The sequence below is a fragment of the Halobacterium sp. CBA1126 genome (assembly GCF_009741975.1).
GTDB lineage: Archaea > Halobacteriota > Halobacteria > Halobacteriales > Halobacteriaceae > Halobacterium.
The window spans coordinates 1-13,995 of record NZ_WPCF01000025.1; the positions used below are offsets into that span (position 1 = coordinate 1).

Below are 13,995 nucleotides of genomic sequence, written 5' to 3' on the forward strand. Positions count from 1 at the left end.
CGACCAGCTGCTCGCCGTCGACCCGAATCTCGACGCGGTACTGGCCGTCGTCGCCGGTCGCCTCGCCGTACCGGCGGGCCGCGCGCACGAACTGGAGGACGTCGTCGGCGTCCTGGTTCAGTTCGAGGACGAACTCCCCGGTGATGCGGTTCGTGACGGCGACGACGCCGCCGGCGTCCGGGTCGTCGACGTCGTCTGTCAGGCGGAACGTGGCGTCGGTCTCGCTGGCGTCGAGGCGGTTGCCGTCCCGGTCCGTGAGTCGGTCCTCGAGCTCCGCGGCCGCGCCCGTGAACTCGATGGTGACGTTCGGCTTCTCGGGGTCACCGTCCTCGTCGACCCAGTCGACGTTCGCGACGTCCAGTTCGAAGTAGTCCCGGCGCATTCCCTACGGGTGAATAGGGCGGACGGGGAAATGAACGTAACGCCCCCGACGGGAATCGCTCACTGGCCGTACGTGAACCGCTTGACCGCCGCGTTCAGCCGCGCGGTCGCGTCCTGCATCCACGCCACCGGGGAGACGCGGCGCACGTCGGACTCCTCGACCTCGATGCGCTCGCCGTCGAAGGGGTCGGGCATGCCGCCGTCGCTGGTCGCGTCGACGGCGTCGACGACGGTCGTCATCGAACAGCGCCCGCACGCTTCGGTCGGCTGTTGCTCTGCCATGCCTACTACTCGCACGCGAACGGCCATAATTCTGCCGCCCGCGGCGCGCGGACGCGACGGGCTTTTAACCGGCGTGTGGTATCTACAGGCATGGGCTACCGAATCGTCGACCCCGACGACGTCGAAGTGCCGGAGGGACGGCCGTGCGAGTACCGCTCGCTGACCGACGCGGGCGACCTCGACAACATGGCGGTGAACCTGTTCCGGGCCGACCCCGGCGAGCAGGTGCCGCTGGCGTACCACTACCACGAGACCCAGGAGGAGGCGTTCTTCGTGCTCTCGGGGACGCTGTCCGTGGAGACGCCCGAGCGGACCTACGAGGTGCCGGAGGGCCACCTGTTCACGGTGGACCCGGAGAGCCCGCAGCGCGCGCACAACCCCGAGGACGCCGACGAGCGCGTCGAACTGCTCGCCGTGGGCGCGCCGCCGGCGCCCGACGACGCGGTGGCGTACGACCCGGAGGATGACTGACGCCGACGCCGCGCGCGACCCCGAGGAGCTCCCCGCGGAGATTCGGGAGAGCGTGCCGACGTGGGACGACGAGTACTTCGACCGCGTGAGCGACCGGCTGATGTTCAGCTACGACCTCGAGCGCGACCGCGCGGTCCGCGGCGAGCGCTTCGACCTCTACGGCGAGCTGCGGATGCTCACCCAGAAGCAGTTCTTCCACCCGGCGCTGAGCTACGCCGACCACGAGGCCGAGGAGTACCTGTTCGCGCGGCGCACCGACCGCCCCACCGTCGCGGACCTCGAGGCGCTCGTCGAGCTCGGCCACGACCTCGCCGACGACTGGATCACCGCCGACGAGGAGCACTACGAGACGAAGTTCACGTTCGTGCTCGTCGCCGAGGCGGTGCCCGAGGACGTGGCGTCGTACGTCGAGGGGTTCCGGGACCGCACGCTGCTGAAGTACGGCTACTACGGCCACTACGAGGTGAACCTCGTCGTCGTCGCGCCCGGCGACGAGCGCGCGGTCGCCAGCGAGCAGGCCGACGTCGCGAACGCGTTCGCGCTCTGGGGGGACCTCGAGCCCGAGCCCGAGGGATTCCTCTCGCGGTTCGCGAAGCGCTTCTGGACGTAGCCGGCGCGACGGGGCCGCCGCTACGCGGTTCGGGGGAGGGACAGGAAATAGGGACCGTGGAGCGGTCGATTTTAGTCGTCGCTCGGTTCGGCGGCGGGTTCGCTCCCGCCGCGCACTCTGCTGATGTTGCCGTAGCCGATGCGCACCAGCGACAGCGCGAGGTAGACGAGCACCACCGCGAGCACGATGCGGACGGCCATCGAAACCTGGCTCCCGAGGCCCGCGGCGCCGCCCTGAATCAGGCCGACGTAGAGCCACTGGTACATCGAGAGGAACACGAGCGCGAGCACCGTGATGACGACCATGACCGCCATCGGGACGCCCGTGCTGACGAGCTGCTTGCTCTCGTCCCAGTTGGCGAGCCAGACCGTCGCGGTGAGCAGCGCGAGCGCGGCGAGCAGCTGGTTCGCGCTGCCGAACAGCGCCCACAGCGTCGCCCACTCGCCGGAGATGACCAGCACGTACGCGAGCAGACACTGGACGACGGGGTTCGTGTACCGGCCCTTCGCGAACGAGCCGACGCCGCCGCCGAAGCCCGTCGTCGTGCCGCTGCCCTGCGTGCCGACGATCTCCTCCATCATGTAGCGGCCGAGGCGCGCGGCGGTGTCGGTCGAGGTGAGCAGGAAGCTCACGAGCACGAGCGCCATGAACGGCCCGCCGTACTCGGCGGGGAGGCCGATGCTAGTTAGGATGACGCCGCCGCCGGCGGCGAAGTTCGGGAGCGCGCCGCCGATGCCGCCGGCCGCCGCGTCGGACGCGATGCCGGCGATGGCGAGCGTGGATAGCGCGACCGCGGCGAGCAGGCCCTCGCCGAGCATGCCGCCGTAGCCGATGAGGCGGGCGTCGCTCTCCTTGTTGAGCTGCTTGGCGGTCGTCCCGGAGGACACCAGCGAGTGGAACCCGCTGATGGTCCCGCAGGCGATGGTGACGAACAGCATCGGGAACAGCGGGAACGGCGCCCTGCTCTCGACGCCCATGAACCCGGTGAACGCGCTGATGCTGTCGGAGATGACGAGCGGCTCGGCGGCCGTGTTCAGCAGCGTGCCGACCACGATGGCGACGAGCGCGCCGCCGACGCCCGCGTACAGCAGGAACGACGACAGGTAGTCGCGCGGCTGGAGCAGCACCCACACGGGGAGCGCGCTCGCGGCCGCGGCGTAGACGAGGATGACCGGCACCCACGCGGCGGTGTTGCCGCCGAGCGCGCCGGCGCCCGGGACCCACGAGCCAGTCCCCTCGAAGAGGACGAACGTGCCCGCGGGGTGGGCGGCCTCACCGGCCAGCTCGAACAGCGCGAACGGGTACTGGATGCCGACCCAGACGCCCGCGAACACGCCGGCGACGAACACGATGGTCCCCGGGATGAACGGGCCGTCGAGCTGGTAGAGGTAGATGCCGAACAGCACCGCGAGGCCGATGTACACGAAGCTCGCGGTCGCCGCCGACGGGTACGCGTTCAGCACGATGCCCACGACGAGCGCGAACACCGCGACGACGAGGATGATGGTGATGAACGCGAACCACAGCAGCATGTTCTTCCCGCGCTCGCCGACGTACTCGCCGATGATGTAGCCGATGGACTTCCCCTCGTGTCGCATCGAGCCGGACAGCGAGACGAAGTCGTGGACGGCGCCCATCAGCGGGTTGCCGATGGCGACCCACGCGAGTGCGGGCACCCACCCCCAGATGGCGCCGGCCGTGATGGGGCCGACGATGGGCGCGCCGCCCGCGATGCTGGAGAAGTGGTGGCCGAGCAGTACTGGTTTCTTCGCCGGAACGTACTCCTGTCCGTCCTCGTACTTGTGGGCAGGGGTGTCACGCGAGTCGTCGAGGTCGACGAACCGTGAGAGGTACTTCGAGTACCCCACGTACCCCAACGAGAACGTGACGAGGACCGCTGCCACAATCCAAATTACCTGTGTCATTTGTAACGTACCTTCGTGACACTGATTACCGAACGAGCACTTAAGCGTTCGCCTCTTAATGAGTGGCCTCGCAGGCGAAATAATCGCGGGAGTCCGCGCCGGCGCTCAGACGAACGCCGGCTCCTCGGCGGCGACCTCGACGTCGAGTTCGTCGGCGACCTCAGCGAGTAAGTCGCCTTTCACTTCACGGGTCCGGGACTCGATTTCCGCGACCAGCGGCGGCGACAGCTCCTCGCGGACCGTCGCCAGCCGCTCGCGCTCGGTCGCGACGCGGTCCCGGAGGTAGCGCGCGCCGCGCCCGTTCTCGTCGTCGTCCGGCGACGGCGTGAGCTTGTTCGCGACGAGCCCCCTGACGGCGAGGCCCTCGTCGTCCATGTCCGCGATGGCGCGCTCGGTCTCGTTGACCGAGAGCTGGTCGGGGTTCAACACGAGGAAGAACGCGGCGTCCTCGCGGAGCGCGCCGCCCGCGAACTCGAAGAACTCCTTGCGCTCCTGGAGCCGCTGGAGGACCGGGTCGCCGTCCATCACCCGCCGCGGCTCGTTGTTCCCGATGGCGGCCTTCTCGAAGAGGTCGATGCTCTGGCGGCGCTTGTGCATCAGGCGGTCGACCCACGACTCGAGGAACTCCGGGAGGCCGAGCAGGCGCAGCGTCGACCCCGTGGGCGCGGTGTCGAAGACCACGCGGTCGTAGGGGTCGCTCTCCCGCATCACCTCCACGAAGCGGTCGAACAGCGCGGACTCGTAGGCGCCCGGCGTCTGGTGGGCCATCTCCAGCTGCTTGTTGATCTCGTTGACCATCGACGCCGACACCTGGTCGGAGAGCCGGTTCCGGATGTCGTCGAGGTGCGCGGTGACCTCCTCGTCGGGGTCGATTTCGAGCGCGGAGAGCCCGTCGACGCCCTCGACTGGTTCGGGGTCGTCGCCGAACTGCTGGTCGAAGACGTCCGAGACGGAGTGCGCTGGGTCCGTGGAGACGACGAGGGTCTCGACGCCCGCGTCGGCGCACTTCCGCGCGTACGCACACGAGACGGTCGTCTTGCCGACGCCGCCCTTCCCGCCGAAGAAGACGAACGGCTTCACCGGTCGCCCTCCGGCGTCGGGCGGTCGGTCGGCTGCGGTGCGAGCGGTCGGTGGGGTCGTGTCCCGGTCATCAGAAGTGGTACTGTTGGCCCTTGCGTTCGAGCATCGTTTCGCGGTCCCAGAGGCGGCGCTCCCACGCCTCGAACTCGTCTTCGAGGTACGGCAGTATCTCTGCGGTGTAGTACGAGACCGGCGAGGGGATGCCGAAGGCGTCCGGGAAGCACGCCAGCAGGAAGGCGTCCTCGAGGTCCTCGGCCTCCTTCTCGATCTTCTCGTACGCCGGGTGGGACACCATCCCGTGGTAGAGGCCGCGCAGCCACTCCTCGAGGGCCTCCCGGTAGGCCGCGATCCGCTCGGCGACGTTCATCGTGGGCCTGCTAGGCACTCGCGCGGTAAAAGCCCTCGCGGTCGCCCGCCGGCGACAGCCCCGAGAAGCGCGAGCTTCAAGGAGGCTGGCACGTACTCACACGCATGACCGACCGGATTCCGGTGACGGTGCTCTCGGGGAGTCTCGGCGCCGGGAAGACGACGCTGCTGAACCACCTGCTCGGGTCCGCGGGGGACCGCGACATCGCCGTCCTCGTCAACGACATGGGCGACGTGAACGTCGACGCCGAGCTGGTCGCGGAGGGCTCGGAGGTCGACGTCGCGGGGGGCGTCACGGAGCTGTCGAACGGCTGCATCTGCTGCGAGCTCCAGGACGACCTCGAGTCCGCGGTGGTGCGGCTGGCGGACGACCGCGAGTTCGACCACCTCGTCGTGGAGTCCTCGGGTATCTCCGAGCCCGCGCCCGTCGCGCGGCTGTTCACCACCGAGTCGCGGGTCGCCGCGAAGTACCGCGTGAACGGCCTCGTGACGGTCGTGGACAGCCGCCTGCTCGTGGACACGTTCGGCGGCGACGGGACGCCCGAGCGGGTCGCCGCCGAGGAGGACGACCGGCCGCTCTCGGACCTGCTCGTCGAGCAGATCGAGGTGTCGAACGCCGTCGTCCTCAACAAGGCCGACCTCTGCGCGGACGCGGAACTCGATGAGGCCGAGGAGCTCGTGGCGGCGCTCCAGCCGGACGCCGACGTGGTGCGGACGTCGTTCTCGGAGGTCGACCCGTCGTGGCTGCTGGACGTCGAGCGCTTCGACGAGGGCGAGGTCGGCGACCTCCCGGGCTGGAAGCGCGCGCTCGAAGAGGACGACCACGGCGAGGACGGCCACGGCCACCGCCACCCCGACGAGGTGTACGGCGTGTCGTCGTTCACGTACCGGGCGCGGCGGCCCTTCCACCCCGAGCGGGTCGCCGAGGTGTTGCGGACGCTCCCCGAGGGCGTCGTGCGCTCGAAGGGGACGCTGTGGGTCGCGGGCAACGAGTTCCGACAGACCGTCGGGCAGGCGGGGGAGTCGGTGCGCGTGACCGCCCGCGGCCCGTGGATTGCGTCGCTGCCCGAGGTCGAACAGGACCTCTACCGGTCGAACCGGCCGAACCTCGAGTGGGACGCCGAACACGGCGACCGGCGCACGGAGTTCGTCGTCATCGGCACGGACGTCGACGAGGCGGCGCTCCGGGAGCGGCTGGACGACGCGCTCGTGACGGACGACGAGTGGGCGGACGTCGAGGAACTCGCGGACGGGCCGTTCGGCACGGAGGACGCTGCGGAGGTCGTGCTCCGGGCTCCCGAACCCCGGTAGTCAGCAGGCGCAGCCGTCGGCGTACGTGCGCTCGAAGCGCATCTGGTCGCCGCAGTCCGGACACAGCGGCGTGCCCTCGTCGTCCCGGTCGAGGCCCTGCTCGTCGACGTTCACGTCGCGGACGCGGACGTCGCAGCCGTCGCACCAGTACGCGCCCCGGGAGGCGTCGGCGTCGACGGACTCGGACTCCGCGCTGTTCGAGAGCGCCGCCGAGACCTTGTTGACGATGCCCATGTGGGGTGCTGGCGCTCGTCGCCCTTAGTTCCCCGGTCCGCTCGGCCAAGAGCTAAGTGCGCCACTCACGCGGGTCGACGTATGAGCGAAGACGACGCCGACGACGGGGGGTTCAGCGAGGGGGCCGCGCGCTCGGAGGGGAACCCGTGGGTCGTGCAGGGACTGAACGCGGTGCTGTCGACGCTGTTCGCGCTCGGCATCGTCGGCGGCCTGGAGTTCATCGGCGCGATGGCGTTCACGCTCGTGAACGTCGCGACGGCCGCCGTCCTCATCTTCACCATCTCGTACGTCGCGACGCGGTGAGCGCCGGCACCGACACACTGTAGAAGCCGGGCGGAAAACCGGCGGGTATGGTGACGCGCATCGGGATTCACGAGTCCGTAGAGACGCTGTTCCCGCCGGCGGTGCTGGTCGACGAGCTCGCCGACGTCGACGCGGAGGTGACCGCCGTGAGCTCCGAGGACCTCGGCGGCGTCGACGCGCTCGTGACGTTCACGTACGACGACGCCTTCCTCGACGCCGACCTGGAGTGGATTCACTCCGTGCAGTCCGGCGTCGACCGGTTCCCGTTCGACGACCTCGAGGCGGCGGGCGTCCGGCTCACGAACAGCACGGGCACGCACGGCGACAGCGTCGGCGAGACGGTCGCCGGCTACATGCTGTCGTTCGCGCGCCGGCTCCACCAGTACCGCAGCCAGCAGGAGGACAAGCACTGGGAGTGGCCCGCGTGGGAGGACCCGTTCACGCTCGACGGCTCCTCGCTGTGCGTGGTCGGCCTCGGCACGCTCGGGCAGGGCATCGCGGCGCGGGCGGACGCGCTCGGCGTGGACGTGGTGGGCGTCAAGCGCACGCCCACGCCCGTCGACCACGTGGACGCGGTCTACCCGAGCGGCGACCTCCGCGAGGCCATCGCGGACGCGAAGTTCGTCGCGCTCGCGGTCCCGCTCACGGAGGACACGGAAGGGATGATCGGCGCCGAAGAACTCGACGCGATGCGCGACGACGCCGTGCTCGTGAACGTCGCGCGCGGCCCCGTCGTCGAACAGGACGCGCTCGTGGACGCGCTCGAAGCCGGCGACCTCGCCGGCGCCGCGCTCGACGTCTTCGAGGAGGAACCGCTCCCGGAGGACTCGCCGCTCTGGGAGATGGACGAAGTCGTCGTGACGCCGCACGCGGCCGCCGCGACCCGCGACTACCCCGCACGGATGGCGGCGCTCGTCCGCGAGAACGTCCGCCGCATCGCGGACGGCGAACCGCTCGCGAACGGCGTCGTGTAGCCCCGCCGCGGTCGGGCAGCCAGACTTTAAGGTGACGCGGGCGAACGTGGAGGTAGTAATCGATGCCCGAGGACTTGCTCGCGGACTTCGACCGCCGACTCGACAGCCTCCGACAGCGCGCCGAGCGCGTCGTCGACGTCGTCCGCGGGTCCACGGTCGAACTCGTCGAGTACGACCCCGCCGCCCACGGGCCGCTCGTCGAGTTCGACGGCCTCGACGGCTACGACGAGGTCGACCGCTACTGGGTGCACGCGCCGTACGCGTTCGTCTACGTCGGCCACGACCCCGAGAACGACGAGTACCGCTACCACGTCGTCGAACCCGGCCTCGACGACTTCGAGCAGGACCTCCTCGAGACGCTGTACGACGACATCCGGGACGCGCTCATCTACGACGCCGAGTACGAGCCCGACGACCGCGAAGCCGTCCTGAAGCGCCAGATGAAGCGGCTGCTCGAGGAGTACGGCCTCGACGTCGGCCCGAACGCGTTCTACCGGCTGTTCTACTACCTCCACCGCGCGTTCGACGGGTTCGAGAAGCTCGACCCGCTGATGCGGGACCCCCACATCGAGGACATCTCCTGCGACGGCTACGAGGTCCCGCTGTTCGTCTACCACGACCAGTACACGGACGTCGAGACGAACGTCTCCTACGAGCAGGAGGAGCTCGACGGCTTCGTCGTTCGCCTCGCCCAGCAGTCCGGCCGCCACATCTCCATCGGCGACCCCGTGACGGAGACGACGCTGCCCGACGGCTCCCGAGCCGAGCTCGCGCTCGGCGAGGAGGTCACCCCGCGGGGGTCCGCGTTCACCATCCGGAAGTACAGCGAGGACCCGTTCACGCCCGCGACGCTCGTCGACTACAACACGTTCGACCTCGACCAGATGGCGTACCTCTGGCTCGCCATCGAGTCCAACAAGAGCCTGCTGTTCGCGGGCGGCACCGCGTCCGGGAAGACCACGTCGATGAACGCAATCTCGATGTTCGTGCCGCCGCGCTCGAAGGTGCTCACCATCGAGGACACCCGCGAGCTGACGCTGTTCCACGAGAACTGGCTGTCCTCCGTCACCCGGGAGTCCCTCGGCGAGGGCGAGGACATCACGATGTACGACCTGCTGCGGTCGGCGCTCCGCCACCGCCCCGAGTACATCATCGTCGGCGAGGTGCGCGGCGACGAGGCGATGACGCTGTTCCAGGCGATGAACACCGGCCACACGACGTACTCGACGATGCACGCCGACAGCGTCCAGACGGTCATCAATCGCCTGGAGAACGACCCCATCAACGTCCCGCGGGCGATGATTCAGAGCCTCGACATCCTCTGCGTGCAGACGCTCACGCACGTCGGCGGCGAGCGCGTCCGGCGGAACCGCGTCGTCGCGGAGATCGAGGGCATCGACCAGCGCACCGGCGACCTCGACTACTCGACGGCCTTCGAGTGGAACCCCAGCAACGACGACTTCGAGCAGCGCGACTCCGTCGTCCTCGACGAGATCCGGGACGAGCGCGGCTGGTCGCGGGGCGAGCTGCTGCGGGAGCTCCGGAACCGCAAGCGCGTCCTCCAGTACCTCACCGAGCAGGACGTCACCGACTACCGGCAGTTCACGGCGGTCATCAACGAGTACTACGCCGACCCCGAGCGCGTCGTCGACCGCGTCCAGGCCGAACTCGACGAGGACGTCACCGTGAACGCGCCGGGTGTCGGCGAGTAGCATGGCGTCGCCACTCGTCTTCGCGCCGCTGGTCGCGGTGCTGGGCGCGCTGTTCGCGCTCGCCGCGGCGCCGCTCGCGCCGTCGATAGACCGCTCGGTCTCCCGGCTGTCGCTTTCGGCGTTCGGGCGGTTCGCGCGCCGGCGCCGGGACGCCAACCCCGACCAGGTCGCCGCGCTGCAGGGCGCCCACGTCCCGCAGACGTACCGGGTGTACGCCGCGCGGACGTACTTCTACGCGACGGTCGGCGCGCTCGCGGGCAGCATCCTCGGCGTCTACCTCGTCGCGAGCGTGCTCGTGTTCCTCGGCACCGCCTCCGAGGCGCTCCAGTCGCGGTTCCCCGCGGCCGTCCAGTCGCTGTTCGTCGACGGCGTCGGCGGGTTCGCGGTCGGCGAGCTGTTCGGCATCTTCCTCGCGTCTGGCGCGACGTTCGGCGTGCTCGCTGGGTACGCCGCCTACCAGTTCCGGTGGTCGATGCCGAGCTACCGCGCCGGCGAGCGCGAACGCCGCATCGACGCGTCGATGGAGCGGACGGTGGCGTTCCTGTACGCGCTGTCCCGCAGCGGGATGGCGCTCCCGGAGGTGCTGCGGATTCTCGCGCGGAACCGCGAGGTGTACGGGGAGAGCGCCGAGGAGATGGGCGTCGCCGTGAAGGACGTCGACATGTACGGCGCGGACATCCTGCGCGCGCTCGGCCGGCTCGGCCACCGCACGCCCAGCGAGGAGCTCGCGGAGTTCGCTGAGAACCTCACGAGCGTCCTCCAGAGCGGCCGCGACCTCCCGGGGTTCCTCGAGCGCCAGTACGAGTACTACGCCGAGGAGGCGGAAGCCCAGCAGGAGCAGTTCCTCGAACTGCTCGCGACGCTCGCGGAGGCGTACGTCACGCTGCTCGTCGCGGGGCCGCTGTTCCTCATCACGATTCTCGTCGTCGTCGGCCTCACGCTCGGGGACACCCTCACCTTCCTGCGGTTCACCGCGTACCTCCTGATTCCGATGGCGACGGTCGGGTTCGTCGTCTACCTCGACAGCATCACCGAGACGGCGACCGGGGGCGCGACCGTCGACGAGGAGGACTCGGAGTCCGCGTCGCGCTTCCAGTCCATCCGGGGGCGGCCGGCGCGGACGGACGGCGGGCAGACCGAGAGCGCGTCGACGCCGCTCAACCGCCAGCGCCTCGACGTCTACGAGACGCTGCGGCCGATACTCTACCGGCTGCGCAACCCCGTGACGGTCATCCGCGAGTCCCCGACCGTCCTCCTCTACGGGACGATGCCGCTCGCCGCGCTCTACCTCGCGGTGCAGTGGTGGCCGCTCGTGGCGGCGGGTTCCACGGACCTCGCGGCGTACGACGGCCCGCTCGTCCACGCGGCGCTGTTCGTGCTCGGGACGTTCACCGTCGCGTACGAGCTCCACCGCCGCCGCGTGAAGGCCGTCGAGGCGGGCGTGCCGGACTTCCTCGACCGGTTCGCGTCCACGAACGAGGCGGGGATGCCGGTCGTCCAGAGCTTCGGGCGCGTCGTCGGCAGCGACCTCGGCGCGCTCTCCACGGAGCTCGAACGCACGTGGGCGGACGTCCAGTGGGGCGCGCGCATCGAGCACGCGCTCGGGCGCTTCCGCGACCGCACCGACACCCCCGCCATCTCCCGGGTCGTGACGCTGACGACGAACGCGATGCACGCCAGCGGCGACCTCGGGCCGGTGCTGCGCATCGCCGCCAACGAGGCGAAGGCGACCCGCCGGCTCGAGCGCGACCGCCGCAGCGAACTGCTCACGTACCTCGTCGTCACCTACATCGCGTTCTTCGTGTTCCTCGCCATCATCGTCGCGCTCGACGTCATCTTCATCCCGAACATCCCGGTCGTGGAGGCCGCCGCGCCGACCGATCAGGTCCCCGGAGGCGGCGGGACTGGCGCGTTCTCCCGGACGGCCAACCTCACGCAGGCGACGAAGGACGCGTACAGTCTCGTGTTCTTCCACACGGGGCTCGTGCAGGCGGTCTGCTCGGGGCTGGTCGCGGGGCAGATGGGACAGGGCAGCGTGAAAGCCGGCGCGAAACACGCCACCGTGATGCTCGCGCTCGCGTACGGCACCTTCCTCGTGCTCGCGTAGCATGGCGGGCGTCCACCACACCTACGACCGCATCGCCGAGCACTTCTCGAAGACCCGCGAGTACCCGTGGCCCGAGGTCGAGGAGTTCCTCGACGGCCGCAGCGCCACCGTGGCGGTCGACGTCGGCTGCGGGAACGGCCGCCACACGGAACTGCTCGCGGCGCGCGCCGACCGCGCCGTCGGCGTGGACGCCAGCCGCGGCCTCCTCGCCGCGGCCCGCGACCGCGCCGCCGACCGCGGCTTCGACGCGGCCCTCGTCGCCGGCGACGCCGAACGCCTCCCGCTCGCCGCGGACGTCGCGGGCCTCGCGGTGTACGTCGCGACCCTCCACCACCTCCGCAGCCGCGAGGCGCGCGTCGCCAGCCTCGACGAACTCGAGCGCGTGCTCGAACCCGGCGGCGCCGCGCTCGTCAGCGCGTGGAGCACCGAACACGACACCTTTGACCGAACTGAGGGCTTCGACACCACCGTCGACTGGACGCTCCCCGGCGGCGAGACGGTCCCGCGGTTCTACCACATCTACGCTCCCGCGGAGTTCCGCGCGGACCTCGACGCGAGCGACCTCGCGGTCAAGGACGCCTTCGTCTCCAGCGGGAACTGCTACGCCGTCGCGCACAGCGAAGAGTAACGCCCTTAAGCGACGGGGCGGAACGACAAACTGTCTCGCGTTCAACGCGAGCGCAGCGCACCGATGTTGAGACGAACGAAGTTCGTCGATGCACGGTGTGAACGTGGTGAGCACCGATGGTCTAGTGGCTAGGACCTGAGCCTTCCAAGCTCATGGCCCGGGTTCAAATCCCGGTCGGTGCATATCGGCGCTTTCAGCGCCTCTATCCGCCTTTTCTGACTCTAATGCATCGGAATTAAGAGAGGTACGAATGGCGTGGTTCCACTACACGGGGAATCCCGCCGCCCTCTTGCGATTAGCTAAACGAGTCAATCATAACACATGAAAATCGAGAGCGAATCACCAGACAGCGGCGACGTGGAACTCCCACGCCCACCAGTCTCCGACAACAACAGCGAAGCACTCGAACAGTTCGGAGGCATGGTCGAATCCGACTACCACGACTTCAAGCACTCCTTCATGGAGTGGCTGCTCACCGAAGGAAAGGACACCTACCGGCTGAAAGGCTACTCTGACTCTACGGTAGAGCATACGCACTACAAAGTGGACGAAGCCTACCGCTGGAAGTGGAGTCAGACGGGAGAGTACACGACGACGTTCACGCCCGAGGACGCGACCGAGCTGGTGGACTTCATGGTGCGGAAGACCAGTCACCCCGACCGCTACGTCTATGGTTTCGAGAAGTCGGTTCGCCGGCTATTCAAGTATTTCCGCGAGGAACTGAATCGAGACGTTCCCGAGTGGGAGCATGATATTCCGATTCAGCAGTCGAAGGGGTCGAGCGACCACATTAAGGATAAGTTCAGTCCGGCGGAGATGAACGCCGTCTATGAGGCTGCTCTGGGAGAGTATTCGCTACCGTCCTACCATAATAAGAATCTGAGCAGTGACGCTCGCAGTGAACTGAAAGCACTTGTCGCGCAGCGGCTCGGGATGCCGAAGGAGGACGTCGGGCCGAGTGATTTCACGGATGCTTCGTCGTGGAAGGTCCCGTCCATCATCGCAGTGACGGCAGACACGGGGCTTCGACCCATAGAGGTCGGGCGCGCGCAAGTGGATTGGTTCGACTTGGAGAATAATCTCATGGTTGTGCCTGCGGATGAGTCTACGAAGAATCGAGAGAATTGGGAGTGCTGGCTGTCTTCGAAGACGAGTAATGCGGTGGGGAATTGGTTGGAGGAGCGAGAGCAGAACTCGAAGTATGATGGCCGGGGTGAGCTGTGGTTAACGCGGCAGGGGAACAAGTACAAAGCTCGCGCGTTGAACAAAATGCTGGACAAACTCATGGAGTCGGCGGGGATTGACTCGAATACTCGTCAGTTGTCTTGGTATTCGTTCCGTCATGGCGCGGCGACTTTATGGGTTCGTGAGGAAGACCTCGCACGCGCGAAGACCCAGCTACGTCATAAGTCGATTAAGACGACGGAGAAGTACACGCGGAATAGTGACGGGAAGAATCGGAACGAGAACGGACTCTGGTAAGCGGCGAAAACCTCAGCCAGTGACCGCCTCGGAAAGAGGTACTAATCGCCCTCATTATTAGCTATCACGCGGACCACCCCGTGCTACAGCATTCCCACAGTAGTACTAAGTGGCTGGCAGCCGTCTATA

The 13,995-nt window shown here is 68.5% G+C and carries 15 protein-coding genes and 1 tRNA gene; 10 read left to right on the top strand and 6 right to left on the bottom strand.

Annotated features, from left to right (window positions below):
* On the bottom strand, nt 1–382 hold a 382-nt coding region (locus tag GJ634_RS05315; protein WP_157500916.1), incomplete at its 3' end, for a DUF5793 family protein.
* A 59-nt stretch (nt 383–441) separates the two neighbouring features.
* A complete protein-coding gene (locus GJ634_RS05320; RefSeq protein ID WP_157500918.1) occupies nt 442–663 on the bottom strand; it encodes a hypothetical protein in 222 nt (73 codons plus the stop codon).
* 90 nt (nt 664–753) lie between these two features.
* Between GJ634_RS05320 and GJ634_RS05325 the strand changes: the two genes are divergently transcribed.
* The gene (locus GJ634_RS05325) at nt 754–1,134 is read left to right on the top strand and encodes a cupin domain-containing protein (protein ID WP_157500920.1); all 381 of its coding nucleotides are present in this window, start codon (nt 754–756) and stop codon (nt 1,132–1,134) included.
* A complete protein-coding gene (locus GJ634_RS05330) occupies nt 1,127–1,744 on the top strand; it encodes a hypothetical protein (protein WP_157500922.1) in 618 nt (205 codons plus the stop codon). The genes GJ634_RS05325 and GJ634_RS05330 overlap by 8 nt, the downstream gene beginning before the upstream one ends.
* Before the next feature lie 71 nt (nt 1,745–1,815).
* On the opposite strand, the gene GJ634_RS05335 is transcribed toward GJ634_RS05330, so the two are convergent.
* The 3 genes from GJ634_RS05335 to GJ634_RS05345 all read right to left on the bottom strand — a co-directional run bounded on the left by GJ634_RS05335 (nt 1,816) and on the right by GJ634_RS05345 (nt 5,116).
* Nucleotides 1,816–3,669: a carbon starvation protein A gene (locus GJ634_RS05335; RefSeq protein ID WP_157500924.1), complete on the bottom strand. Its 1,854-nt coding sequence runs from the start codon at nt 3,667–3,669 to the stop codon at nt 1,816–1,818.
* A gap of 105 nt (nt 3,670–3,774) precedes the next feature.
* A complete protein-coding gene (locus GJ634_RS05340) occupies nt 3,775–4,749 on the bottom strand; it encodes a TRC40/GET3/ArsA family transport-energizing ATPase (protein WP_331714003.1) in 975 nt (324 codons plus the stop codon).
* A 70-nt stretch (nt 4,750–4,819) separates the two neighbouring features.
* Nucleotides 4,820–5,116 carry a hypothetical protein gene (locus GJ634_RS05345; RefSeq protein ID WP_157500925.1) on the bottom strand — a complete coding sequence of 99 codons (297 nt, stop codon included), beginning with the start codon at nt 5,114–5,116 and terminating at the stop codon, nt 4,820–4,822.
* A 104-nt stretch (nt 5,117–5,220) separates the two neighbouring features.
* On the opposite strand from GJ634_RS05345, the gene GJ634_RS05350 reads away from it, so the two are divergent.
* Nucleotides 5,221–6,426: a GTP-binding protein gene (locus GJ634_RS05350; protein ID WP_157500926.1), complete on the top strand. Its 1,206-nt coding sequence runs from the start codon at nt 5,221–5,223 to the stop codon at nt 6,424–6,426.
* Here GJ634_RS05350 and GJ634_RS05355 read toward each other — a convergent pair whose 3' ends face one another.
* Nucleotides 6,427–6,660, bottom strand: a complete 234-nt coding sequence (locus GJ634_RS05355; RefSeq protein ID WP_157500928.1) for a hypothetical protein — start codon at nt 6,658–6,660, stop codon at nt 6,427–6,429.
* An 81-nt stretch (nt 6,661–6,741) separates the two neighbouring features.
* Between GJ634_RS05355 and GJ634_RS05360 the strand changes: the two genes are divergently transcribed.
* The 7 genes from GJ634_RS05360 to GJ634_RS05390 all read left to right on the top strand — a co-directional run bounded on the left by GJ634_RS05360 (nt 6,742) and on the right by GJ634_RS05390 (nt 13,866).
* A complete protein-coding gene (locus GJ634_RS05360) occupies nt 6,742–6,963 on the top strand; it encodes a hypothetical protein (RefSeq protein WP_157500930.1) in 222 nt (73 codons plus the stop codon).
* A 47-nt stretch (nt 6,964–7,010) separates the two neighbouring features.
* The gene (gene ddh / locus GJ634_RS05365; RefSeq protein ID WP_157500932.1) at nt 7,011–7,937 is read left to right on the top strand and encodes a D-2-hydroxyacid dehydrogenase; all 927 of its coding nucleotides are present in this window, start codon (nt 7,011–7,013) and stop codon (nt 7,935–7,937) included.
* A gap of 62 nt (nt 7,938–7,999) precedes the next feature.
* On the top strand, nt 8,000–9,649 hold the full coding sequence (locus tag GJ634_RS05370) for a type II/IV secretion system ATPase subunit (RefSeq protein ID WP_157500934.1): 1,650 nt from the start codon (nt 8,000–8,002) through the stop codon (nt 9,647–9,649).
* A 1-nt stretch (nt 9,650) separates the two neighbouring features.
* The gene (locus GJ634_RS05375) at nt 9,651–11,756 is read left to right on the top strand and encodes a type II secretion system F family protein (protein ID WP_157500936.1); all 2,106 of its coding nucleotides are present in this window, start codon (nt 9,651–9,653) and stop codon (nt 11,754–11,756) included.
* Nucleotide 11,757: 1 nt separating this feature from the next.
* Nucleotides 11,758–12,384, top strand: a complete 627-nt coding sequence (locus GJ634_RS05380) for a class I SAM-dependent methyltransferase (protein WP_157500938.1) — start codon at nt 11,758–11,760, stop codon at nt 12,382–12,384.
* A gap of 110 nt (nt 12,385–12,494) precedes the next feature.
* A tRNA-Gly gene (locus GJ634_RS05385) sits at nt 12,495–12,566 on the top strand.
* A gap of 139 nt (nt 12,567–12,705) precedes the next feature.
* A complete protein-coding gene (locus GJ634_RS05390; protein ID WP_157500940.1) occupies nt 12,706–13,866 on the top strand; it encodes a site-specific integrase in 1,161 nt (386 codons plus the stop codon).
* Nucleotides 13,867–13,995 lie beyond the last annotated feature (129 nt).

Excerpts from the sequence above, each read along its gene's own strand:
- GJ634_RS05325 (WP_157500920.1), top strand. The coding sequence starts at position 754 with ATGGGCTACCGAATCGTCGACCCCGACGACGTCGAAGTGCCGGAGGGA.
- GJ634_RS05350 (WP_157500926.1), top strand. The coding sequence starts at position 5,221 with ATGACCGACCGGATTCCGGTGACGGTGCTCTCGGGGAGTCTCGGCGCC.
- GJ634_RS05380 (WP_157500938.1), top strand. The coding sequence starts at position 11,758 with ATGGCGGGCGTCCACCACACCTACGACCGCATCGCCGAGCACTTCTCG.
- GJ634_RS05375 (WP_157500936.1), top strand. The coding sequence starts at position 9,651 with ATGGCGTCGCCACTCGTCTTCGCGCCGCTGGTCGCGGTGCTGGGCGCG.
- GJ634_RS05345 (WP_157500925.1), bottom strand. The coding sequence starts at position 5,116 with ATGAACGTCGCCGAGCGGATCGCGGCCTACCGGGAGGCCCTCGAGGAG.
- GJ634_RS05360 (WP_157500930.1), top strand. The coding sequence starts at position 6,742 with ATGAGCGAAGACGACGCCGACGACGGGGGGTTCAGCGAGGGGGCCGCG.
- GJ634_RS05320 (WP_157500918.1), bottom strand. The coding sequence starts at position 663 with ATGGCAGAGCAACAGCCGACCGAAGCGTGCGGGCGCTGTTCGATGACG.
- GJ634_RS05370 (WP_157500934.1), top strand. The coding sequence starts at position 8,000 with ATGCCCGAGGACTTGCTCGCGGACTTCGACCGCCGACTCGACAGCCTC.
- ddh (WP_157500932.1), top strand. The coding sequence starts at position 7,011 with ATGGTGACGCGCATCGGGATTCACGAGTCCGTAGAGACGCTGTTCCCG.
- GJ634_RS05390 (WP_157500940.1), top strand. The coding sequence starts at position 12,706 with ATGAAAATCGAGAGCGAATCACCAGACAGCGGCGACGTGGAACTCCCA.
- GJ634_RS05355 (WP_157500928.1), bottom strand. The coding sequence starts at position 6,660 with ATGGGCATCGTCAACAAGGTCTCGGCGGCGCTCTCGAACAGCGCGGAG.
- GJ634_RS05335 (WP_157500924.1), bottom strand. The coding sequence starts at position 3,669 with ATGACACAGGTAATTTGGATTGTGGCAGCGGTCCTCGTCACGTTCTCG.
- GJ634_RS05330 (WP_157500922.1), top strand. The coding sequence starts at position 1,127 with ATGACTGACGCCGACGCCGCGCGCGACCCCGAGGAGCTCCCCGCGGAG.